Origin of the sequence: Actinocorallia sp. A-T 12471, assembly GCF_033875155.1 — a bacterium.
Classification (GTDB): domain Bacteria; phylum Actinomycetota; class Actinomycetes; order Streptosporangiales; family Streptosporangiaceae; genus Actinocorallia.
The window spans coordinates 697,044-718,329 of record NZ_JAWZTE010000001.1; the positions used below are offsets into that span (position 1 = coordinate 697,044).

Consider the following 21,286-nt stretch of genomic DNA (forward strand, 5'->3'; position numbering starts at 1 on the left):
GAAGTACAAGTAACGATTCCACCGGGGGTGGTCGGTGCCGTCCTCACCCGAGAAGGTCCGCGTAGGCAGGGAACGTGCTGGCGCCGATCAGGACAAGCGGCGCAAAGCGCTGATCCTGGTCACCTGCTGCATGTCCCTGCTGATCGTCAGCCTCGACAACACCGTGCTGAACGTGGCGCTGCCGTCGATCAGGGCCGAGTTCGACGCGTCGGTCACCGGGCTGCAGTGGGCCATCGACGCCTACACGCTCGTCCTCGCGGTGCTGCTGATGCCGTCCGGGGCGCTCGCCGACAGGTTCGGACGCCGCCGCGTCTTCCGCGTCGGACTCGTCATCTTCACCGTCGCGTCACTGCTGTGCAGCCTCGCGCCCGGACTCGGCTGGCTCATCGCCGCCCGCGCGCTCCAGGCCGTCGGCGGGTCGATGCTCAACCCCGTCGCGATGGCGATCATCACCAACACCTTCACCGACCCGCGCGAACGCGGCCGCGCGATCGGCATCTGGGGCGGCGTCGTCGGCATCAGCATGGCCGCCGGACCCCTCGTCGGCGGCGGACTCGTCGAGATGGCGAGCTGGCGGGCGATCTTCTGGCTCAACGTGCCCGTCGGCCTCGTCGCGCTCTACCTGGCCACCCGGCACATCCCGGAGTCCAAGGCGGCCCGCGCGCGGCGGTTCGACCCCGTCGGGCAGCTCCTCGTCGCGCTGCTGTTCGGGTCGGTCGCGTACGGGATCATCGAAGGGCCGCTGCACGGGCTCGCCAGCCCCGTCGTCATCGGGTCGGCGGCGATCGCGGTGCTCAGCCTCGGCGGGCTGCTCTGGTACGAGCCGCGCCGCGACGAACCCTTCATCGACCTGCGCTTCTTCCGCAGCCCGCCCTTCACCGGGGCCGCCCTCATCGCGATCTGCGCGTGCGCGTCCCTCGGCGGGTTCATGTTCGTCAACACCCTCTACCTCCAGGAAGTCCGCGGCTTCAGCGCGCTGGAGGCCGGCCTGTTCATGCTGCCGATGGCGTTGATGACCCTCATCTTCGCCCCCGTCTCCGGCCGCCTCGTCGGCGGCCACGGCCCGCGCCTTCCCCTGTTCGTCGCGAGCGTCTGCTTCACCCTCACCGGCCTCCTCCTGGCCCTCACCACATCCCCCGCCGGCGTCCCCATCTGGGCCCTCCTGGGCGGCTTCCTCCTCTTCGGCATCGGCTTCGGCACCGTCAACTCACCCATCACCGACGCCGCCGTCTCCGGCATGCCCCGCGAACAAGCAGGCGTAGCCGGCGCCCTGGCCTCCACCAGCCGCCAGGTAGGCACCGCCATCGGCGTAGCCATAATCGGCTCAGTAGTAGCCCAAGCCCACCTCACCCCCACCACCTTCGCCACCGCCCAACGCACCACCTACTGGATCATCACCACCCTCGGCCTAGCCATCCTCCTAATAACCACAACCACCACCCCCACCCGCCGCCCCACCCCCACCTCCCCGCCCCAAGCCCCCGCGCCCATCGAACCCCAGCACCGTAAGCCCCAGCGCCCATAAGCCCCCAAACCCCCAAGCCCCCCACCCATGAACCCCAGCCCCCCCAAGCCCCCACCCCCCTAGCCCCACCCCCATCGGCCCCCCCGCGCCCACAGCCCGCGCGCCGACAACCCGCTCATACACAGGAGCCCACGCCCCAACAGGCCCCGCGCCCCCAGGCACACGCCGCTAGGCCCCGCGCCCACAAGCCGCGCGCCGACAACCCGCGCATGCACAAGAGCCCGTGCGCCAACAAGCCCCACGCCCGCAGGCACACACCCACAGGGCCCGTAGGCCCGCGCACCCGTAACCCCCGCGCCCACAAGCCCGCGCACCCATGCCCACGCGCGCCCAAGCCGCACGCCCACAAGAAGCCCGCGCCCCAACAGGCCCCGCGCCCCCCGGCCCCGCGCCGACAGGCTGCGTGCCCGCGAGAAGCCCGCGCGTCGACAAGTCCCGCGCCCGCAGGCACGCGCCGCTGGCCCCGCGCCGACAAGCTGCGCGCTGGCAAGGAGCCCACGCGTCGACAGGTCCCGCGCCTGCGGGCGCGGGCCTATAGAGCCCGGGCGTGTAAGTGCCGGGTGCTCGACCCCGTGCGCGGGGAGGGGGCGTTCCGGGCTAGCGTGACGCCGTGACCGATGCCTCTATGCCGAACGCCGAGCGCGATGCGGACGGCCCTGCCCGTGACGCCGAGGGCGGCGAGGAGGCGTCAGGGCCCGGGATCGCGGCTGGGGAAGACGAGGCGGTCAGGGTTTGGCGGGGTCTGCGAAGTCTTGTGCTCGAGAGGGGGGATCGGCGGCGTGAGGTGTGCGAGGTCCTCGGGGTGAGCTTCGCCATGGCCAAGGCGTTGCGAACCGTCGCGGAAGAGGGAGAGCTGAGCATAAGCCTCCTCGCGACACGACTCCTCACGGACGCCCCCTACACCTCCCTTCTCGTCGACGGCCTCGTCAAGCGCGGCTTCGTTACCCGGACGCCCGACCCGTCCGACCGCCGCCGCAAACTAGTCCGCCCCACCGCCGACGGCCTACGCGCCGCAGCCACCGCCGCCGCGATCCTCGACACCCCACCCCCCGCCCTCCGCGACCTCCCCCCTTCCGACCTCGCAACCCTCTCCAACCTCCTAACCCACCTAAACACCCCCTAACCCCCCGCCCTCTTCCCACCCTCCCCACCCCGCGCCCCCGCCCTTCCCTCACCCCCCTTCCCCAGCCCCGCGCCCCGTCCTCCCCGCCCTGGGCCCCCGCCCGCCCCAGCCCCCGCCCTCGCCCGCACGTCCTTCTGCGCACGCGGACCGCCCTGGCCGCCCGCGCCGCGGCAGCCCGCACCGCGACGGCCCCGGCCGGGGCTCGCCCGCAATCTGGCCGCCCCGACCAGGCTTCCCCACACCCCACTCTCCCCACACCCCACTCTCCCCACACCCCACTCTCCCCGCACCCCACCGTCGCCAGCACGCCCCTTCTACGCGCGCGACCCCCCGACCCCCCGGCCGCGCCGGCCAGGCTTCCCCGAGCCCCGACCCCCCGGCCCGCTCTTTCCCGAGCCCCGGACCCCAGCTCGCCCTTCCCCATGCCCCGGACTCCGGCTCGCTCTTCCCCGCGCGACTTCCGGCCCGGCTTGCCGCGCCTTGGCCTCCCCGGCCCAGACTGCCCGCAGCGACCGCGACTTCGCGCGCTGCGGCATCCCACTTGACCTTGTGCCGCGCAGCATCCGGATCGGCCACCCGATGACGTCGGAGACCCCGACCAACGCCACCCGCCCACACTTCCCCGACCCTGCCTCCCCGGCCCGGCCCCGGCTTCCCCGGGCGCGGGTCTGACAAGGCCCTGCCCTAGCCCGACCCGCCCGGCATCCGGATCGGCCACGGCGGCCCCGATCGACGCCACCCGCCCACGCTTCCCGACCCTGCCCTCCCCGCGCCCCGGCCTGCCCGGCCCTGGCTTCCCCAGGCCCGGGCCTGGCAGGGGACGGCCCTAGCCCTGCCCAGCCCCGGGGCCTCGCCTGCCCGGGTCTGACCTCCCACGGGCCTGGCCGGCCTGCCCGGCCCGCGTTGCTCCGCGCGCTGCGGTATCCCACTTGACCTTGTGCCGTGCGGCGTCCGGATGGGCCATGCGATGAGGTCGGAGATCCCGATCGACGCCGCCCGCCCACGCTTCCCCGGCCCTGCCCTCCCCGGCCCACGGCTTCCCCTGGTCTGCCCGGGCACTGCCCTCACCTGCCCAGTCCTCACTTGCCCGGCCCTGTCCGCCCTGGCCTGCCCGGCCCTGACCTCCCTGGCCCCGGGCCTGCCCGGCCCCAGGCTTCCCCGGGCCCGGACCTGCCTGGCCCTGCCCTAGCCCCTGCCCCGCCAGGGGCCTAACCTGCCTGCGCCCCGGACGGCCCGGCCCGCCTTGCACCCTGCGGCATCCCACTAGATCTTGTGCCGTGCGGCGTCCGGATGGGCCATGCGATGAGGTCGGAGATCCCGATCGACGCCGCCCGCCCACGCTTTCCCGGCCGTGCCCTCCCCGGCCCACGGCTTCCCCGGGCCCGGCCCTGCCCTGCCCGGGTCCTGGCCTCCCCGGGGTCTGGTCTGCCCGTGCCCCGGACTGCCCGGCCGGCGTTGCCTCGCGCGCTCACCTGCCGGGGCACGACCCGGCCTGGTGGAGAAGGGACTGTCGGGGGCCAGGGCGTGGCGACGGTTTGGCCCGTGTGTTGAAGGAGCTGCCGGGAGTTGCCGGGAGCCTGGGTGCGTGTCTGGTCGGGTCGTGTGCTGATGGCTTTGGCGGGAGTCAGGGTGCGCCGGTACGGCGCGGGTGTCGAAGGCTCTGCCGGGAGCCTGGGCGCGTTCGGTCGGTTCTTGTGTTGGAGGCTTTGCCGGGGTGCCGGGGTGCCGGGAGGCCGGGAGGCTGGGAGGCTGGGTGTGGGGTTGGTTGGGTTGGGTGGTGGTGGGGCTGTTGGGGGGAGGGTGGGTGGGCTTGGGTGGGGGTGGGGGTGGGGGTCAGGGGAGGTGGGTCCAGGGGTAGGCGGGGGCTTGGCAGGGGAAGGCTGCCTCGCCGAGGGAGAGGGGGTGGGAGGTGTTGATCGTGATGGTTTGGGGGGTGTTGGTGGAGTGTTCGTGGGGGGTGGGGTGGGGGGCGTGGGTGTGTCCGCTTGGGTGGAGGGACAGTGAGCCCTGGGTGATGCCGGAGGGGTGGGGGGCCGGGTGGTCGCCGTAGTAGAACGTCACCTCGTCCGAGTCGACGTTGGAGTGGTAGTAGGGCATGGGGGTCGGTTGCGGGTGGGAGTCGGGCTTGCGGGGTGTGGAGTTGCCGATGATGAAGCCTGTGCTCTCGAAGACCAGGTGGGTGGGCGGCGGCCGGTCCACCCGCCCGGTGGAGGGTTCGAAGTCGGCGATGTTGAGCGTGTACGGGTACAGGCAGCCGTCCCAGGCGACGACGTCGAAGGGGTGATGTGGCAGCAGGTAGGAGGTGCCGTCCAGGCCGTGCGGGCTCCGGTGCTTCACCAGCAGTTCGACCGGGCCCGGCTCCTCGATGAGCAGCGGCGACGTCGGGGCGCGCAGGTCTCGTTCGCAGTAGGGAGCGTCTTCCAGGAACTGCCCCGACTGCGTCAGGTATCGCCGCGCCGGGGCGATGTGCCCGGAGGACTCGACGCAGTACAGCCGGACCGGCTGCCCGCCCTCGGGGACCCAGCGGTGCGCGGTGCCGCGCGGGACGATCACGTAGTCGCCCTGACGGAACGGGAGCGCCCCGAACACCGTCTCCAGCGTGCCGGAGCCGGACTCCACGTAGCAGCACTCGTCGCCGACGGCGTCCCGGAACAGCGGTGACGGGCTGCCCGCGACCGCGTAGCAGATCCTGACGTCGGCGTTGACGAGCAGGACACGCCGGCCGGTGACGGCGTCGGCCTCCCGCCAGTCGTCGGAGCCGAACAGCTCGTGCGGACGCAGGTGCCGCGGCAGCAGCGGCAGGTTCGGGCGGGTCGGCCCACCAGGCGGCGTCCAGGGCCGCGCGTCGGAGAGCGCGGAGGGAATGCCCCGGTGGTACAGCAGCGAGGAGTCGCCGGAGAAGCCCTCCTCGCCCATCAGCTCCTCGTAGTAGAGGCCGCCCCGCGTGTGCCTCTTCGGCGGGACGTCCCCCACGCTGCGGTAGTGGGCCACGACCTCGCCTCCCCCCGATCGCTCCGCTCTCGGCCTTGCCCTCACTGTATGCGACACACCTGTGACGCAGATCACTCAGGGTGTGGGCCGCCGCGCGGGAGACCGCTCTTCAAGTCCGCTCAACCCAGGGACCCGACGCCTGCGGCCCCGGCTTCGCCGACTCCGCCCGGTGCCCGGTTCCCCCGGAGGCCGGACGCCTGAGCTCCCGTTCCGCCGAAGCGCCAGGCCCCGGATCGGTGCACAGGTGGTAGAAGCGCCACAGGTCGTGCTCGATGTCGGCCACCGTCGAGCCCTGAGGGAACCCCGCGCTCAGCGCGTACTCGTGCACGATCGACGGCCGCAGCACCGTGCCCGCCTCGACCTTGGCCTCCTCGGCCCGGGTCGCGGGCAGGCAGTGCAGGGTGCTGAACCCGTAGTTCAGCCGTTCCAGCAGGTCGCCGGGCGCGCTGTAGGACTCCGCGACGCGCTCGTCGCCGACCAGCACCGAGCCGCCCGGCTTGAGCAGCGCCCGGACCTGCCGCAGCACCCCCACCGGATCGGCCATGTCGTGCAGCGCCTCGAAGACGCAGACGAGGTCGTAGCGGTCCTCCTCGGCCTCGAAGGCCGCGGCGTCCGCGCAGGCGAAGGCGACCCTGCCGGACAGGCCGCGCTCTGCCGCGTTGCCCTTCGCCTCCTCCACCGACGCCTGGTCGAGGTCGACGCCCTGGACGAACGCCTCGGGGAACGCCTCGGCGAGCGCGATCGTGGACCAGCCTGTGCCGCACCCGAGGTCGAGCACACGGCCGCCAGGACGGGACAGCCGCTCGGCCACGCCGGGCAGCGCGCCCACCCACCGCCCGACGGACGTGAGGTACATCGGACGGTTCAGCCCGCCGATGCCGTGCCGGGTGCCCGCGCCGTACGCGGAGAACGGGACGCCGCCGCCGTTCCGGTAGGCGTCGGCGACCTCCGGCAGCGCCCAGGCGATCGAGGCGAACAGCTCGGGCAGCGCGCCCAGGTAGAACGGGCTGTCCTCGTCCAGCAGGACCTCGCGGGCCTCCTCCGGCAGCGCGAACGCGCGCAGGTAGGGATCGCCCCCGGGATCCTCGCCGGCGACCTTCAGCCAGCCCGCCACGCCCTGCTGTTCCAGCCACTCGCGCGCGTATCTGGGGTGGACGCCGGTCTCGTCGGCGAGCCCGTTCGCGTCGAGCGGGCCCTCCTCCAGCGCGCGGTACAGCCCGAGCCGCCGCCCGAGCCACATGTTGAGCAGTTCAAGCCCCACCACGGTGTCGCCGACCACCCGGTCGACGAGCTCCTCTACCTCGGCCATCGAAGCCCCCTCCTCGATTCACGTTTCCGGCCCGCCGCGTGCCGCCGGACCGCCGCCCCGTTCGGGACCTGCCCAGATCATCGCCGGTTTCACAACACCCCGCCGGACGGCCTGTGGATAACTTTTTCGAGCGGATTCCGCCCGCGCGCGGCACGTTGCCCGTGCCGCCGCGGGCGTTCACGGCATGGCTCGTGAACAGGGAGAATCCCCCTGAACAACACATAACTCAGGAAAGAGGGCATGCGCTGTGGGGATGACGGTGACGGTGTTCTGCGCGTCGAGCACGAGGATCGACGGCAAGCACGTGGAGGTCGCCCGCGAGGTGGGCGCGGAGCTGGCGAGGCGCGGCCACACCCTCGTGACGGGCGGGGGAGTCCAGTCGTGCATGGGCTCGGTCGCCGAGGCGGCCCGCCTGGGCGGCGCGCGGACGGTCGGGGTGGTGCCGGAGGGCATGCCCGCCGCCCAGGAGGTGGCCGACGGCGACAACGACGAACTCGTCATCGTTCCCGACATGCGCGCCCGCAAGGCCGAGATGGACCGCCGCGCCGACGGCTTCCTCGTGCTGCCCGGCGGCATCGGCACCCTTGAGGAGCTGCTGGAGATCTGGGTCGCGCGCAGCCTCGGCTTCCACGCCAAGCCGATCGTGATCCTCGACCCGCACGGCGTCTACGGCCCGCTGCACGACCTCATGGACCACCTGCTGGAGGAGGGGTTCAACCGGCCGGCGGCGGCCGAGGCGGTCCGGTTCTGCGGCGACGTCGGCGAGGCGCTCGACCACCTGGAGGCCGAGCACGGGCGCAGGGCCGAGGAGCTGCTGGAGTTCTGAGTCCCGTCGGACGCCGGAAACCGCGCGTTCAACCCCGTCGACCAGGCTCCGGGTGATCAATCCGAGACGTCAAGTCCGACTGGGGGTAGTGACCATGAGTGTTTCCCGCCGCGGTTTTGTGGCAGGGGGCGCGGTGTCCATCGCGCTCGCCGGGAGCCTCGACTCCGTCTTCGCGACGTCGGCGGGCGCGGCCCCGGGCGTCCAGGGGTACGGGCCGCTCCTGCCCGACCCCGAGGGCGTCCTTGACCTGCCCAAGGGCTTCGAGTACAAGATCCTGTCGACGCAGGGAGACCCGCTGCCCGGCGGCGGCGTCGTCCCCGGCAAGCACGACGGGAGCGCGACGTTCCCCGGACGCCGCCACGACGACCTGAGGCTCGTCCGCAACCACGAGCAGGGAGGCAGCGGCACCAAGGCGGTCGCCCGCCCCGAGTGGACGTACGACCCGGCTGCCTTCGGCGGGACCACGACCCTGCACCTGAACCGGCACAACGACGTCATCGACCAGTACGTCAGCCTCGCCGGAACCGCGACGAACTGCGCGGGCGGCGTCACCCCGTGGGGCACCTGGCTGACGTGTGAGGAGACCGAGGGCTTCGGCGGCCAGACCAAGACCCACGGCTGGGTCTTCGAGGTCGACCCCACGGGCCGCAAGACCGTCGCCGAGCCCATCGAGCCGCTCGGCCGCTTCGCCCACGAGGCGGTGTGCGTTGACCCGCGCGACGACACCCTCTACCTGACCGAGGACGCCAGCGGCCCCTTCGGCCTCTTCTACCGGTTCCGTCCCGAGGCCCGGCGCGGCGGCTACCACTCCTACCGCAAGGGCGGCGTCCTGCAGGCGATGAAGGTGCCCGACGTCCCCGACCTCTCGGCGGTCACCGAGGCCGGGACCGTGCTGCGCGGCGTCCGCTGGGTCGACGTGCCCGACCCGTCGGCCAAGGTCACCTCGACCCGCAGGCAGTTCGACGACATCACCCGCGCGCAGAAGCTGGAGGGCGCGTGGTGGGGACGCGACCGCGCCTACTTCGTCGCCTCCTACGCGCGCAAGTCCTCGGGCTCAGTGGGCGAGCACGCGGGACAGGTGTGGAGCTACGACCCCAAGCGCGCCACCCTGAAGCTGGAACTCGTCTTCGCGCTCGGCGGAAGGTTCGACTCTCCGGACAACATCACCGTCTCCCCCTATGGTGGCGGCGTCATCCTCGCCGAGGACGGCGACGGAGAGCAGTACCTCGTGGGCACTACCGCCAAGGGCGACCCGTTCGCGCTGGCCCGTAACGCCCTCAACGACGTCGAGTTCACCGGCGTCACCTTCTCCCCGGACGGCCGCACCCTCTTCTGCAACCGCCAGGACGGCCCCGGGACGACCTTCGCGATCACCGGCCCCTGGCAGCGGCTCGACCGCCACCACGGCCACGGCCACGGCCACGGCCACGGGCACGGCCACGACCACGGCCGCTAGCGCGCTAGGCCAGCGCCCGCTTCCCGAGCGCAGGGGGGCGGGCGCCCTTGATCGCGGCGACCATGTCGAGAACCTGCCGCAGCTCGCCGGGGTCGACGTCGGCCTCGACCGCGCTCACGCCGAGGAAGGCGTAGACGGCGGCGGCCGCCAGGGGCCCGCTGCCCGTCCCGGACAGCCGCACGAGGACGGGCCCGCGGGCGAGGAGCGCGCGGACCTCCTCGGCCGACGGGTCCGCGCCCGCGTCGATCAGCGCCGCGGGGTCTCCCGGGCCGGTTGTCCACAGCACGTGCTCCTGCATGCTCCAGAGCATGGCACGATCGGGGGACGACGCCGATCGGAGGGGACCCGATGCCCGCAGTGCTCCTGCTCGCCGCGCTCGCGGTGGTGGCCGCGACGGTCTTCCTCGCGCTCGGGCGCGGGGGCGCCCTGGTCGAGCCCGCCGACGACGCCCCGGGCAGTTCGCTGCCGGACGACCGGCTGCCGCGCTCGGCGGACGCCGTGCTGCTGCGCCTGCCCAAGAGCCCGTGGGGCTACAACGTCGCGGTCACCGACGACGCCGTCGGCAAGCTCGCCCGCGCGCTTTCGGTGCGCGAGGAGCAGGTGGCGCGTCTCGAGCGTGAGCTGAGGACGCTCCGCGCGGCCCCGCCCGAGCCTGAGCGGGCCGAGGGGGAGCCGCACAAGACCGATCTGACGGACTTCGGCGGGGGCGCGGGGAGCACCGCCCTGGAGCCCTGGGAGGTCTACGAGACCTCGCAGGATACTTCCGGAGGCACGGGCCGGTGGGAGAGTCAGGAGGAGCCGTGGAACAGCCAGGACAAGCAGGAGTGGCGCTGGGAGGAGGGCCCGCGCAAGCCGTTACAGCATGCGCCTGGGCGGCTTCCACGCCCGAGTACGTGGCCTACCACGACCAGGAATGGGGCCGTCCGGTCACCGACGACGTCGGGCTGTACGAGCGCCTGTCCCTCGAGGCGTTCCAGTCGGGCCTGTCCTGGATCACGATCCTGCGCAAGCGCGAAGGGTTCCGCCGCGCCTTCGACGGCTTCGACCCGGTGGCGGTCGCCGCCTACACCGAGCAGGACGTGGCCCGGCTCATGGCGGACGCGTCGATCGTCCGGAACCGGAGCAAGATCGAGGCCGCGATCGCCAACGCGCGGGCGGCCCTCGATCTTTCCGACGGGCTTTCCCGGCTCGTGTGGGGCTTCGCCGATCCCGACGCGCCCGCGCCGCGGACCCCCGCCGACGTCCCCGCCATGACCGAGGGGTCGAAGAACCTCGCCAAAGCCTTGAAGAAAGCCGGATTCCGCTTTGTCGGTCCGACCACCGCCTACGCCCTCATGCAGGCATGCGGCCTGGTCAACGACCATCTCGCGGGCTGTCCCGCGAGACCGTTCTCCGGTCCGGGAGCGATCTCGCCCCTCTGATCGTTACCACTTCGCGCCCGGAACACGGGATAATGTCAACTACTGAAAGACGCGGAGCTGGAGCGGCCCGGGCCTCCCAAGGCCCGAACGGCCTCTGGGCCGGGAAGGAAGGGGATGCACGCATGGCGGCGATGAAGCCGCGGACAGGTGACGGTCCGCTCGAAGTTACCAAGGAGGGGCGCGGCATCGTCATGCGCGTGCCGCTGGAGGGCGGCGGCCGGCTCGTGGTGGAGCTGACCCCCGACGAGGCCAAGGAGCTGGGCGACGCGCTCGGCGCCGTCGTCGGCTAGTCCGGCTGCCCGACCTGCCTGAGCGGTCCCGGCCGCGTCCCCCCTCTGGGCCGCCCGGGACCCTTTTGTTTTCACCGGGATGATCTTCCCTATCGTCAGTCTTCTCGCTGGAGGAACGCCTTGCCCGTCCTGACCGGTGTCCGCGCCGTCGAGGGTCCGCTGTCCCAGGTGCCCGGCGCGCAGGTGCTCGCCGTTCCGCAGGGCGTCGATCCCGGATTCGACACCGGGTTCGTGCCCGCCGAGCTGCTGGAGTTCCGCGAGGCCAAGGGCGAGGCCGGAGAGATCGTCTCGGTCCCGGTCCAGGTCGAGGGCGTCTACCGCGAACTGCTGCTGTACGGGATCGGCAAGGGCACCCCGGCCGACCTGCGCAAGACGGGGGCCGCGCTCGCCGCCCGCGCCAAGGGCAAGGACGTGCTCGCCGTCATCCCGCCCGAGGGCGATCTCGCCGCCTTCACCGAGGCCGTTCTGCTCGCCGGGTACGACTACCAGCTCAAGACCGGCGACCAGAAGAAGCCCGCCGGGGAGATCGTCCTGGTCGGCGCCGAGCCGTCCCAGCGCGGCGCGGTCTACGCGCGCGCGGCGGCGCTCGCCCGCGACCTCACCAACACCCCCTCCAACGAGAAGGGCCCGTCCTGGCTCGCCGAGCAGGCCCGTACCGTCGCCGAAGGCAAGGGCCTCGGCGTGCGGGTGTGGGATGAGGACGAGCTGAAGGCGCAGGGCTTCGGCGGCCTCCTGGCGGTCGGCTCCGGCTCGCCCCGTCCGCCCCGCCTCATCCAGCTGTCCTACGAGCCCGAGGACGCGACCCGGCACATCGTGCTGATCGGCAAGGGCATCACGTTCGACACCGGCGGCATCTCGATCAAGCCCGCCGCCGGGATGACCACCATGAAGACCGACATGGCGGGCGGCGCGGTCGTCATCGGCGTCATGTCCGCGCTGCGCGACCTCGGCGTGCGGGTCAAGGTCACCGGGCTCGTCGCGGCCGCCGAGAACATGCCGTCCGGCTCGGCGATGCGCCCGTCCGACGTGATCAGCCACTACGGCGGCCTCACCTCGGAGGTCCTGAACACCGACGCCGAGGGCCGCCTCGTGCTGGCCGACGCGCTCGCCTACGCCGACGCCGAACTCGCCCCCGACGCCGTCGTCGACATCGCCACGCTCACCGGCGCGGCCAAGGTCGCGCTCGGCCTGAAGCACGGCGCGCTGTTCGCCACCGACGAGCCCCTCGCCGCCGAGCTGGAGGCCGCCGCGAAGTCGGCCGACGAGCCGCTGTGGCGGATGCCGCTCGTCGACGACTACCGGCCCGCGATCGTCTCGGACGTCGCGGACGTGGCCAACATCGAAAAGCGCGGATTCGGCGGCGGCTCGATCATGGCGGCGCTGTTCCTCGAGAAGTTCGCCGGGTCGCGCCCGTGGGCCCACCTCGACGTCGCGGGCCCGGCCCGCGCGGGCTCGTCGGCCACCGCCTACGGCGTCCGGCTGTTCCTCGACTGGTTGACCGCCTGACGGACAACACCCGGAAAGGCCCGGCAAGACCCGAGAAGCCCCGGATCACGGTGATCCGGGGCTTCAGGCGTCCTTCGGGGGAGCTTTGCGCACTACGCGGCGCTTCTTCGGCAGCCCGACGCGCCGGTCCTCGAACGGCACGTCGGTCCGCTTGCGCACCTCGCGGATCACGTCGTCGGCCTTGACGGTCCAGCCGGGCAGCGTGGCGACGTTCCAGCGCAGCACCGCGACGCCCGGCATGCCCTGGGTCTTGACCCGCAGGATCTCCGCGCCCGACGTGTGCGCGGCGTGGGAGCTGTCGGCCACGGGCAGGAACGCGAGCTGGTGCGAGACGCCGCGCCCGGTCATGACGCCCTGGGTCCACGCGCACACCGACGCGACCTCATGCCACGGCAGCACCCGGTCGCGGCTCCGGGGCATCGGCCACCTCGCGGGCACCCGCACGCCCCCGTCCTCAAGGACGAGCAGCGGACGGCGGCCGAGCAGATGCCCGAGCAGCACGAGCAGCACGGCCCCGAAGGCGACGATCCCGGTGCCGCCGAGCACGAGGAACACCACCCCGCCCGGGCTCGCGGGGTCGGCGAGCCCGCCGACGACGAACAGGACGGAGCAGGCGAGCAGGATGACCACGCCGATGACCTGCCCGGAGCCCTGGAAGGAGGGGCGGAGCCTTACCTCGACGTCCTGGCCCGCGCGCGGGGGAGTGTCAGCCACGGTTCTTCTGCGCAATCAGCAGGCCGTTCCCGACCGGGAGCAGCAGGGGGATGAGGGAGTCGTCCTCGGCGATCAGCCGGGCGGTGGTCTCCACGCCCTCGGCGTCGGCGGTGTCGGAGGTGGGGCGCAGCGCGTCGTCGAACACGACGACCCCGCCCGGCCGCAGCAGCCGCAGGGCGGCGGCCAGGTAGTCGGGGTACTCGCGCCGGACGGCGTCACAGAAGACGAGGTCGTAGGCGGCGTCGGTGAGGCGTGGAAGGACGTCGAGGGCGCGTCCGCTGATCATGCGGGTGCGTCCCGCGGCGAATCCTGCGTCGGAATAGGCCATCTTGGCCAGCCGCTGGTTCTCCGGCTCGACGTCGACGCTGGTGAGGACGCCCTGGGGGTGCATCCCGCGCAGCAGCCAGATCCCCGACACCCCGCACCCGGAGCCGATCTCCACGACGGTCCGCGCGTTGACGAGCGACGCCAGAAGGCGCAGCGCCGCCCCGCAGCCGGGGCCGATGGGGTCGGCGGAGAACTCCTCGCCGAGCCGTCTGGCCTCGCGCAGCGGCTCATCCTCCGGGGACAACCACTCCCCGTAGGTCTGCACCTCGTTGATGGCCGCCTCCATGCCCTCACATCGACTCCGCGCTGAAGACGATAGCGCCGTCGGGGAACGAAGGCGCGTTCCGATGCGTTCTAAAAATCACCGGTCCGAGGGAGCACGGTTCCTTGGCGAAGCAGCGGAAAGGGTGATCTGAGACACCATGGCGGTCTCAGCTATTCCATATCACGGCGCAGCGGGGAGGGACGTCGGCCGGGAGAACGCTCCCGCCGCCGAGTGGTCTCCGCCCTCATGGGAGCAGGTCGTCAAGGACCATTCCCTACGCGTCTACCGGCTCGCGTACCGGCTCACCGGCAACCAGCACGACGCCGAGGACCTCACCCAGGAGGTCTTCGTCCGCGTCTTCCGTTCCCTGGCGAACTACACGCCGGGCACGTTCGAGGGCTGGCTGCACCGGATCACCACGAACCTCTTCCTCGACCAGGCGCGGCGCAAGCAGCGCATCAGGTTCGAGGGTCTCGCCGAGGACGCCGCCGACAGGCTGGCCGGACGCGAGAAGTCCCCCGCCCAGGTGTACGAGGACACCAACTTCGACGACGACGTGCAGGCGGCGCTCGACGCGCTGTCGCCGGACTACCGGGCCGCCGTCGTGCTCTGCGACATCGAGGGCCTGTCGTACGAGGAGATCGCGGCGACGCTCGGGGTCAAGATCGGCACCGTGCGCAGCCGTATCCACCGGGGCCGCGCCCAGCTGCGCGCCGCCCTCGCCCACCGCGCTCCCGCAGAGAAGAAGGGGTCCACTCTGTGAGCTGCCTCGGGGAACGTCTGACCGCGCTGGTCGACGGGGAACTCGACCACGACGAGCGCGACCGGGCGCAGGCGCACCTCGTGCTGTGCGCCGCGTGCCGCGGCGAGGTCGAGGCGTTGCGCGCCGTGAAGCGCCGTCTCGGCGCGCTGGGCGGCGCGGCGCCGAGCACCGATCTCATGATCGGCCTGTACAACCTGGGCAGGGCCCCCGCGGCCCCCGTCCCCGCGCCGGACTTCTTCCAGGCGCTGATGATGACGAACCAGGCCGAGATGCCCGACCGCTACCGCAGGCCGCGCGACACACGTCCGGCCCGCAGCCCCGGCGTCTTCGCCGGACAGAGCTCCTTCACCGCCCCCCGGCGGCGCATCCCGCGCGCGCGCTCGTTCGTCGTGGGCGCCGCCACGCTCGCGGCACTCGGCGCGGGCACGGCCTCCAGCGTCGCCCCCACCGCGGCCCGCGTGCCGAACGTCACTCCTTCTTTCACCCAGCAGGTCTCCGGTGGCAACGGCCTCACCCAGGTCCGGCTGCCGAGGCGTCTCGACGAGGCCAAGCGCTAGTACGGTTTAGGGTGCCTTACGGCAAACACACGGTCGGTCGGCGACCATGAAACCGTACATCTCAGGCTCGTCGAGGAGTGGGTCATGACGGACGACAAGGGGTCGCACGAGGCTGCGGAGGAGACTCCGGCCGAACCGGTGTTCTCTCCGCCGGACTCGCCCGCAGCCCCGTCCGACAAGCTTGTGGTCTCCCGCGCGGCCGCCGCCGCCAACGCGCCCCAGCCGACGATGGTCGACGGGTTCGCCGCGCAGGGCCAGCAGAGCCAGCAGGCCCAGGAGTCACCCTGGGCCTCGGGCGCGCAGCGGCTGCCGGAGTCCGCGCCGCCGCCCCCGCGCTACCAGGACGCGCCCCCGCCCTACCAGGACGCCCCTCCGCCTTACGGCGACCCGCGTCCGGGCTTCGCCCCCGCAAGGCAGGGCGCGTACTGGCCGGGCACCCAGCCCGCCGCGCCGCCGCAGCCGCTCATTCCCGGCATGCAGCCGCCGCCCCCGCCGCCTCCCGGCGGTCAGGGCGGTGTCCCCGGCGGTCCGGGCGCGCCCAACTGGGCGCCGGTGCCGCCGCCCGCGGCAGCGCCGCGCCGCACGCCGGGCGTCGGGGTCTTCGCGATCGGCGCGCTGATCATCGCCCTGGTGGCCGGGGCCGTCGGCGCGGGCGTCGCGGTGGTGGCCACCGACGACGCCCCGTCCACCACGCCGATCTCGATCGGCGGGGGCGGCGGAAGCGCGGGCCAGCAGGCGCGCGACCCGCAGTCCGTGGCGGGCATCGCGCAGAAGGTGCTGCCCAGCGTCGTGACGATCAAGGTCAGCCTCGGCAACGGCGAGGGCGGCTCGGGCACCGGGTTCATCGTCAAGGGCGGCTACATCATCACCAACAACCACGTCGTGGAGGCCGGGGGCGGCGGGACCCCGTCCATCAACGTGGTGTTCAGCGACGACAAGGAGGTCGCCGCGACCGTCGTCGGAACGTCCGCGGAGAACGACGTCGCGGTCCTGAAGACCCAGGGCCAGCACGACCTTCCCGCGCTGGAACTCGGCGACTCCGACGCGCTCGCCCCCGGCGACCCGGTGATCGCGATCGGCTCGCCGCTCGGCCTCACCGGCTCGGTCACCACCGGGATCATCTCCGCCAAGGACCGCGTCGTGCCCACCGGCGACGAGAACGGCTCCGACGGCGGCATGATCACCGCCCTGCAGACCGACGCGGCCATCAACCCGGGCAACTCCGGCGGCCCGCTGGTGAACGCCGCCGACGGCAAGGTCATCGGCATGAACACCGCGATCGCCAGCCTCAGCCAGGGCAGCGGCGAGAGCGGCAGCATCGGCCTCGGCTTCGCCATCCCGATCAACAAGGTGAGCAAGGTCGCCGACGCGCTCATCGAGGGCAAGACCGTCAAGAAGACGATGATCGGCATCAGCATGAACACCCAGTACCAGGGTGACGGCGTGCAGATCCTGGACAGCGCCCAGGGCATCGTCAAGGGCGGCCCCGCCGACCAGGCCGGCCTCAAGCCGGGCGACCTGATCCTCAAGGTCGACGACAGGCCCGTGACGTCCACCGACGCGCTCGTGGCGATCATCTCCTCGCACGCGCCCGGCGACGCCGTCACGGTGACGTACCGGCGCGGCGGCCAGGAGTCGACGGTCAAGGTCACGCTCGGCCAGGGCTGACATCGGGTCGCGGGCCCTGTCCTCAGGGCGGTGCGGCGCGGATACTCTAGGGGGGCCGGGAGCACATCCCGGCCCCCCGCGGCATGGAGGCGCAGTTGTTCGATGTGGGTCTGGCCGAGGCGGCGGTCCTCGGTGTCATCGCCTTGGTGATCTTCGGTGACAAGCTGCCCACCTACGCGCAGCAGGCAGGGCGCGCGCTGCGGCAGCTGCGGCAGATGGCGCAGTCGGCGCAGAACGACCTCAAGGAGGGCCTCGGCCCCGAGTTCCGCGACTTCGACCCGCGCGACCTCAACCCCAAGAGCTTCGTGCGCAAGCACCTGTTCGAGGGCGAGAACGACCCCCTCGGCCTGAAGGACCTCGACCGGGAGCTCAACGACTCGCCCTACGCCTCGGCGTCCGAGCGCAAGCTCGGGGCCGACGAGCGGCCGCCGTTCGACGCCGAGGCCACCTGAGCGCCCCACAGACGACAAGACCGCCCGTCCTGCACAGGACGGGCGGTCTTTTTGACGGAGGGGTCAGCGCCCGGCGGGCGAGACGCTGAGCTGGCGGCCGAGCAGGCCGCGGCTGCGCCCGGCCAGCGACTCGGCGATCCGGCGCAGCTCGGCCGCGGCCGGGGCGTCGGGGTCGGACAGGACGAGCGGCTTGCCCGCGTCGCCGCCCTCGCGCAGGCGCACGTCGAGCGGCACCTGGCCGAGCAGCGGGACCCGCGCGCCGAGCGTCTTGGTGAGCTCGTCGGCGACGGTCTGGCCGCCGCCCTCGCCGAAGACGTTCTGGCGCTCGCCGCAGTGGTCGCACACCAGGTACGACATGTTCTCGATGACGCCCGCGACCTGCTGGTGGGTCTGCGCGGCGATCGCGCCGGCCCGCTCGGCCACCTCGGCGGCGGCCTGCTGCGGGGTGGTGACGACGAGGATCTCGGCGTTCGGCAGCAGCTGCGCGACGGAGATCGCGATGTCGCCGGTGCCGGGCGGCAGGTCCATCAGCAGGATGTCGAGATCGCCCCAGTACACGTCGGCGAGGAACTGCTGGAGCGCGCGGTGCAGCATCGGGCCGCGCCACACGACGGGCTGGTTGCCGGGGGTGAACATGCCGACGGAGATCACCTTCACGTCATGCGCCGACGGCGGCATGATCATGTCCTCGACCTTGGTCGGGCGGTCGTCCACGCCGAGCATGCGCGGCACGGAGTGGCCATAGATGTCGGCGTCCACGACGCCGACCTTGCGGCCCATCGCGGCGAAGGCCGCCGCGAGGTTCACCGTCACCGAGGACTTGCCCACGCCGCCCTTGCCGCTGGCGACCGCGTACACCTTGGTCAGCGAGCTCGGCTTGGCGAACGGGATCTCCTTGGCGGGCGTGCCGCCGCGCAGCGTGGTCTGCAGCTCCTTGCGCTGCTCGTCGCTCATCACGTCGAGTTCGACCCGGACGGACGTCGCACCGATCCGCGTGACGGCGTCGGTCACGTCCTTGGTGATCCGGTCGCGCATGGGGCAGCCCGCGACCGTCAGGTAGACGCCGACGGTGACCGCGCCGTCCTCGGCGATCTCGATGTTCTTCACCATGCCGAGCTCGGTGATCGGACGTCGGATCTCCGGGTCCTGGACCGTGGCGAGGACCGCGGTCACCTGTTCGGTCGTCAAAGGGGAGGCCATGCGTCCATGGTATGGAACGCGGGGAGTGCGGGCGAACGCGGGGCGTGCCGACCGTGTCGCAACCGCAACCGAACAGCCACTTTCCGGAACGGTCCGCCGCCTACCATCGCTTGCGTGACAGACGTGAGCACACTCCCCGGCTCGACGATCACCACCAGAGAACTCACCGTATGGCGCACCCTGCTGCGCGCCCAGGTCCACATCTCACGGCACCTGCACCACGATCTCGTGGCCGAACATGATCTCGCGCTCGGCTCCTACGACGTCCTCCAGCACCTCGCCGAGCAGCCCGACGGACGGCTGCGGATGAACGACCTCGCCGACCGGGTCCTGCTGTCGCGCAGCGGCCTCACCCGTCTGGTCGACCGGCTCCAGCGCGACGGCCTGGTGCGCCGCGAGTCGTGCACCAGCGACGCCCGCGGCCTGTTCGCGGTGATCACCCTCGCTGGCCGCGACCGGCTGCACCGCGCGACGATCACCCACCACAGGGGTGTGCGCGAACTCCTCCTCGGCCGCCTCGACACCGCCGAGATGGCCCAGTTCGAGATGATCCTCCGCAAGCTCGCGCCGGACTACCCGGTGGCGTTGTCGGCCTGACGGTCCTCGGCCCGCATCTCCCTGATCAGCTGCTGGAGCTCGGAGCGGATGAAGTCGCGGGTGGCCACTTCGCCGAGGCCGAGGCGCAGCCCCGCGATCTCCCTCGACAGGTACTCGGTGTCGGCCATCGTGCGTTCCGCCTGCGCCCTGTCCTGCTCGCCCTGCACCCTGTCCCGGTCGTCCTGGCGGTTCTGCGCGAGCAGGATCAGGGGGGCCGCGTAGGACGCCTGGAGTGACAGCATCAGGGTCAGGAAGATGAACGGGTACGGGTCGAACCGCCACGAACTCGGCATCACGATGTTCCACGAGATCCACACCGCGACGAAGACCGTCATGTAGACGAGGAACTTCGCGGTCCCCAGGAACCGCGCGATCCGCTCGGCGGCCACCCCGAAAGCCTCGGGGTCGTAGCGCGGCGCGCGCACCCTGCGGGTGTCGCGCGGCTGGTCGAGGCGGAAACGTGGCGTGGTCACGGTCGGCTCCGGGAGTCGTCGGCGGCTTCCTCGTCGTCCATGAGCGATTCACGCCAGTCGTCGGGAAGCAGATGGTCGAGCACGTCGTCGATGGTCACCGCGCCGAGCATGTGGCCGTCCTCGTCCACGACGGCCGCCGAGACGAGGTTGTAGGTGGCCAGGTGCCCGGAGACCGCGGCGAGCGGCATCGTGGGCCGCAGCGGCGACAGCGCCCGGTCGACGATCCCGCCGACCATGGTCGAGGGAGGGTCGCGCAGCAGCCGCTGGAAGTGGACCGTGCCGAGATAGCGGCCGGTCGGGGTCTCGGTCGGCGGCCTGACCACGTACACCTGGGCGGCGAGCGCGGGGTTCAGGTCGGGGTTGCGGATCTGCGCGAGCGCCTCGGCGACCGTCGCGTCCGGCGGGAGGATCACCGCCTCGGTCGTCATCAGGCCACCGGCGGTGTTGTCGGCGTACTCCATCAGCCGCCTGACGGGTTCTGCCTCCTCGGGCTCCATCAGCTCAAGGAGCCGCTCCCGCTGCTCGACGGGCAGCTCGCCGAGGAGGTCGGCGGCGTCGTCGGGGCCCATGGCCTCGAGGACGTCGGCGGCGCGGTCGGCGTCGAGGCTGCCGAGGATCTCCACCTGGTCGTCCTCGGGCAGCTCCTCGAGGACGTCGGCGAGGCGCTCGTCGTCCAGCGCGGCGGCGACCTCGCGGCGGCGCTTGGCGGGCAGTTCGTGCATGACGTTGGCGAGGTCGGCGGGCTTCATCCGCTCGAACGCGGTGATCAGCTGGACCGCGCCCTGCTGCTCGGCGGGCACCTCGAGGCCGCTGACCTCCTCCCAGTCGAACACCAGCGTCTCGGCGCGGACCCTGCGCGAGCCCTTCTCCCGCCGAACCGCGACCTTGGTGATCTCCCAGTCGCGGGTGCGCATCGGCTCCATCGCCAGGTCGACAAGCAGGTAGTCGACGCCCTCCGCGCCGACCCGCCGGTCGAGCATCTCGGCGATCGCCAGCGTCTCGGCGGGCCGCTGGGCGAACCTGCGCATGTTCAGCTTGCCGTTGAAGATGACGGCCTTGGCGTCGAAGGTGGTCACCCGGGTGATCGGCAGGAAGACCGGACGGCCGGGCAGCACGTCAACGACGAGCCCGAGCACCCGCGGCCGCTCCAGCGGCCGCAACGCGACGACGACGTCGCGCACGCGTCCGACCTGGTCGCCGATCGGGTCGAAGACGCCGATGCCCGCGAGCCGGGCGAGGTACACCCTGGAGGGCCCCGAGTTCATGACTGTGGTGCTACCCACGGAACGGGACCGCGATCACCGGTCGGCCCTGCGACCTCGGCCACCCACCATGAACGGGCGGGCCGTCTTGTTGGTCGCGGGGGTAGGCACGGTACGGACGGCGGGGGAGTCGGCGTAGGAGCCGGGCAGCTCCGGGTAGCCGCCGTTCGGGGTGAGCCGCATCAGATAGGACTCACGCGCCCAGAACGAAGGACCGTGGTCGGGCGCGGCGTTCAACCGGGCCTTGAACAGGTGCGGCATCAGCTCCTCCCACTCCTGCGACCCACGCTCGACCTCCGCGACGTCGGCCGTCCACGTGATCAGGCGGCCGCCCTTGTCCTTGCTGCGCACGGACACCTCCGCCGAGGTGGCTTCCGGGAGACCTGGAAGAGGCTGCTCTCCCTCGCCGCCCGTGAGCACGTACGCCGCGCCGTTCAACCACACGTACCAGGCCGGACGCGGCCGCTCCGAAGGCAGCCCGACCCAGACGAGTGACGACTTCTTCATCGCCTCGTCCAGCGTTGCCTCGGCGTCCACCGGAGTCTCCGTCATACGACCCAT

21 protein-coding genes are annotated in these 21,286 nt (G+C 72.3%); 12 read left to right on the forward strand and 9 right to left on the reverse strand.

Translation table 11 applies throughout. The features are described 5' to 3' along the window. The first annotated feature begins 34 nt into the window (after window positions 1–34). Entirely contained in the window at window positions 35–1,525 is a 1,491-nt protein-coding gene (locus R9X44_RS03280; protein WP_319812430.1) for an MFS transporter, read from the forward strand. Window positions 1,526–2,135: 610 nt separating this feature from the next. Then, on the forward strand, window positions 2,136–2,648 hold the full coding sequence (locus tag R9X44_RS03285) for a MarR family winged helix-turn-helix transcriptional regulator (RefSeq protein ID WP_319812431.1): 513 nt from the start codon (window positions 2,136–2,138) through the stop codon (window positions 2,646–2,648). Between the two features lie 1,833 nt (window positions 2,649–4,481). On the opposite strand, the gene R9X44_RS03290 is transcribed toward R9X44_RS03285, so the two are convergent. Continuing rightward, window positions 4,482–5,639 (reverse strand): homogentisate 1,2-dioxygenase, encoded by a 1,158-nt coding sequence (locus R9X44_RS03290; RefSeq protein WP_319812432.1) that lies wholly within the window; start codon window positions 5,637–5,639, stop codon window positions 4,482–4,484. Between the two features lie 109 nt (window positions 5,640–5,748). Beyond that, on the reverse strand, window positions 5,749–6,948 hold the full coding sequence (locus R9X44_RS03295) for a class I SAM-dependent methyltransferase (protein ID WP_319812433.1): 1,200 nt from the start codon (window positions 6,946–6,948) through the stop codon (window positions 5,749–5,751). Between the two features lie 253 nt (window positions 6,949–7,201). Here R9X44_RS03295 and R9X44_RS03300 point away from each other — a divergent pair, with 253 nt between their 5' ends. After that, entirely contained in the window at window positions 7,202–7,774 is a 573-nt protein-coding gene (locus R9X44_RS03300; RefSeq protein ID WP_319812434.1) for a TIGR00730 family Rossman fold protein, read from the forward strand. 94 nt (window positions 7,775–7,868) lie between these two features. Continuing rightward, a complete protein-coding gene (locus R9X44_RS03305) occupies window positions 7,869–9,230 on the forward strand; it encodes an alkaline phosphatase PhoX (protein ID WP_319812435.1) in 1,362 nt (453 codons plus the stop codon). A 4-nt stretch (window positions 9,231–9,234) separates the two neighbouring features. On the opposite strand, the gene R9X44_RS03310 is transcribed toward R9X44_RS03305, so the two are convergent. Further along, window positions 9,235–9,528 carry a hypothetical protein gene (locus R9X44_RS03310; RefSeq protein ID WP_319812436.1) on the reverse strand — a complete coding sequence of 98 codons (294 nt, stop codon included), beginning with the start codon at window positions 9,526–9,528 and terminating at the stop codon, window positions 9,235–9,237. A 532-nt stretch (window positions 9,529–10,060) separates the two neighbouring features. On the opposite strand from R9X44_RS03310, the gene R9X44_RS03315 reads away from it, so the two are divergent. From R9X44_RS03315 to R9X44_RS03325, 3 genes are all read left to right on the forward strand, one after another. Next, window positions 10,061–10,651, forward strand: a complete 591-nt coding sequence (locus R9X44_RS03315; RefSeq protein WP_319812784.1) for a DNA-3-methyladenine glycosylase I — start codon at window positions 10,061–10,063, stop codon at window positions 10,649–10,651. Window positions 10,652–10,773: 122 nt separating this feature from the next. Beyond that, entirely contained in the window at window positions 10,774–10,941 is a 168-nt protein-coding gene (locus R9X44_RS03320) for a DUF3117 domain-containing protein (protein WP_319812437.1), read from the forward strand. A gap of 120 nt (window positions 10,942–11,061) precedes the next feature. After that, window positions 11,062–12,447, forward strand: a complete 1,386-nt coding sequence (locus R9X44_RS03325; protein ID WP_319812438.1) for a leucyl aminopeptidase family protein — start codon at window positions 11,062–11,064, stop codon at window positions 12,445–12,447. Between the two features lie 63 nt (window positions 12,448–12,510). Here R9X44_RS03325 and R9X44_RS03330 read toward each other — a convergent pair whose 3' ends face one another. Both R9X44_RS03330 and R9X44_RS03335 read right to left on the reverse strand, forming a co-directional pair. Next, window positions 12,511–13,161 carry a hypothetical protein gene (locus R9X44_RS03330; protein WP_319812439.1) on the reverse strand — a complete coding sequence of 217 codons (651 nt, stop codon included), beginning with the start codon at window positions 13,159–13,161 and terminating at the stop codon, window positions 12,511–12,513. Further along, window positions 13,154–13,774, reverse strand: coding sequence for an O-methyltransferase (locus tag R9X44_RS03335; protein WP_319812440.1), 621 nt, complete (start codon window positions 13,772–13,774; stop codon window positions 13,154–13,156). Before R9X44_RS03335 ends, R9X44_RS03330 begins: the two co-directional genes overlap by 8 nt. A 136-nt stretch (window positions 13,775–13,910) precedes the next feature. Here R9X44_RS03335 and sigE point away from each other — a divergent pair, with 136 nt between their 5' ends. The 4 genes from sigE (at window position 13,911) to R9X44_RS03355 (ending at window position 17,193) form a co-directional block, all read left to right on the forward strand. After that, window positions 13,911–14,516 carry an RNA polymerase sigma factor SigE gene (gene sigE, locus R9X44_RS03340; protein WP_319812441.1) on the forward strand — a complete coding sequence of 202 codons (606 nt, stop codon included), beginning with the start codon at window positions 13,911–13,913 and terminating at the stop codon, window positions 14,514–14,516. Next, complete coding sequence (locus R9X44_RS03345) at window positions 14,513–15,073, forward strand: zf-HC2 domain-containing protein (RefSeq protein WP_319812442.1); 561 nt, start codon at window positions 14,513–14,515, stop codon at window positions 15,071–15,073. The genes sigE and R9X44_RS03345 overlap by 4 nt, the downstream gene beginning before the upstream one ends. A gap of 84 nt (window positions 15,074–15,157) precedes the next feature. Continuing rightward, window positions 15,158–16,741, forward strand: coding sequence for a S1C family serine protease (locus R9X44_RS03350; protein ID WP_319812443.1), 1,584 nt, complete (start codon window positions 15,158–15,160; stop codon window positions 16,739–16,741). A gap of 83 nt (window positions 16,742–16,824) precedes the next feature. Then, the gene (locus R9X44_RS03355; protein ID WP_319812444.1) at window positions 16,825–17,193 is read left to right on the forward strand and encodes a sec-independent translocase; all 369 of its coding nucleotides are present in this window, start codon (window positions 16,825–16,827) and stop codon (window positions 17,191–17,193) included. A gap of 63 nt (window positions 17,194–17,256) precedes the next feature. On the opposite strand, the gene R9X44_RS03360 is transcribed toward R9X44_RS03355, so the two are convergent. After that, window positions 17,257–18,393 (reverse strand): Mrp/NBP35 family ATP-binding protein, encoded by a 1,137-nt coding sequence (locus R9X44_RS03360; protein WP_319812445.1) that lies wholly within the window; start codon window positions 18,391–18,393, stop codon window positions 17,257–17,259. Window positions 18,394–18,507: 114 nt separating this feature from the next. Between R9X44_RS03360 and R9X44_RS03365 the strand changes: the two genes are divergently transcribed. Beyond that, window positions 18,508–18,990, forward strand: a complete 483-nt coding sequence (locus R9X44_RS03365) for a MarR family winged helix-turn-helix transcriptional regulator (protein WP_319812446.1) — start codon at window positions 18,508–18,510, stop codon at window positions 18,988–18,990. On the opposite strand, the gene R9X44_RS03370 is transcribed toward R9X44_RS03365, so the two are convergent. From R9X44_RS03370 to R9X44_RS03380, 3 genes are read right to left on the reverse strand one after another with little or no spacing between them, the layout of a single operon-like run. Continuing rightward, on the reverse strand, window positions 18,966–19,463 hold the full coding sequence (locus R9X44_RS03370; RefSeq protein ID WP_319812447.1) for a DUF1003 domain-containing protein: 498 nt from the start codon (window positions 19,461–19,463) through the stop codon (window positions 18,966–18,968). The genes R9X44_RS03365 and R9X44_RS03370 overlap by 25 nt on opposite strands. Continuing rightward, on the reverse strand, window positions 19,460–20,728 hold the full coding sequence (locus R9X44_RS03375; protein WP_319812448.1) for a magnesium transporter MgtE N-terminal domain-containing protein: 1,269 nt from the start codon (window positions 20,726–20,728) through the stop codon (window positions 19,460–19,462). The genes R9X44_RS03370 and R9X44_RS03375 overlap by 4 nt, the downstream gene beginning before the upstream one ends. A gap of 33 nt (window positions 20,729–20,761) precedes the next feature. Next, window positions 20,762–21,277 carry a hypothetical protein gene (locus R9X44_RS03380; protein ID WP_319812449.1) on the reverse strand — a complete coding sequence of 172 codons (516 nt, stop codon included), beginning with the start codon at window positions 21,275–21,277 and terminating at the stop codon, window positions 20,762–20,764. Between the last annotated feature and the right edge of the window lie 9 nt (window positions 21,278–21,286).

Excerpts from the sequence above, each read along its gene's own strand:
- R9X44_RS03295 (WP_319812433.1), bottom strand. The coding sequence starts at position 6,948 with ATGGCCGAGGTAGAGGAGCTCGTCGACCGGGTGGTCGGCGACACCGTG.
- R9X44_RS03300 (WP_319812434.1), top strand. The coding sequence starts at position 7,202 with ATGACGGTGACGGTGTTCTGCGCGTCGAGCACGAGGATCGACGGCAAG.
- R9X44_RS03305 (WP_319812435.1), top strand. The coding sequence starts at position 7,869 with ATGAGTGTTTCCCGCCGCGGTTTTGTGGCAGGGGGCGCGGTGTCCATC.
- R9X44_RS03310 (WP_319812436.1), bottom strand. The coding sequence starts at position 9,528 with ATGCAGGAGCACGTGCTGTGGACAACCGGCCCGGGAGACCCCGCGGCG.
- R9X44_RS03320 (WP_319812437.1), top strand. The coding sequence starts at position 10,774 with ATGGCGGCGATGAAGCCGCGGACAGGTGACGGTCCGCTCGAAGTTACC.
- R9X44_RS03335 (WP_319812440.1), bottom strand. The coding sequence starts at position 13,774 with ATGGAGGCGGCCATCAACGAGGTGCAGACCTACGGGGAGTGGTTGTCC.
- sigE (WP_319812441.1), top strand. The coding sequence starts at position 13,911 with ATGGCGGTCTCAGCTATTCCATATCACGGCGCAGCGGGGAGGGACGTC.
- R9X44_RS03350 (WP_319812443.1), top strand. The coding sequence starts at position 15,158 with ATGACGGACGACAAGGGGTCGCACGAGGCTGCGGAGGAGACTCCGGCC.
- R9X44_RS03355 (WP_319812444.1), top strand. The coding sequence starts at position 16,825 with ATGGAGGCGCAGTTGTTCGATGTGGGTCTGGCCGAGGCGGCGGTCCTC.
- R9X44_RS03360 (WP_319812445.1), bottom strand. The coding sequence starts at position 18,393 with ATGGCCTCCCCTTTGACGACCGAACAGGTGACCGCGGTCCTCGCCACG.
- R9X44_RS03375 (WP_319812448.1), bottom strand. The coding sequence starts at position 20,728 with ATGAACTCGGGGCCCTCCAGGGTGTACCTCGCCCGGCTCGCGGGCATC.
- R9X44_RS03380 (WP_319812449.1), bottom strand. The coding sequence starts at position 21,277 with ATGACGGAGACTCCGGTGGACGCCGAGGCAACGCTGGACGAGGCGATG.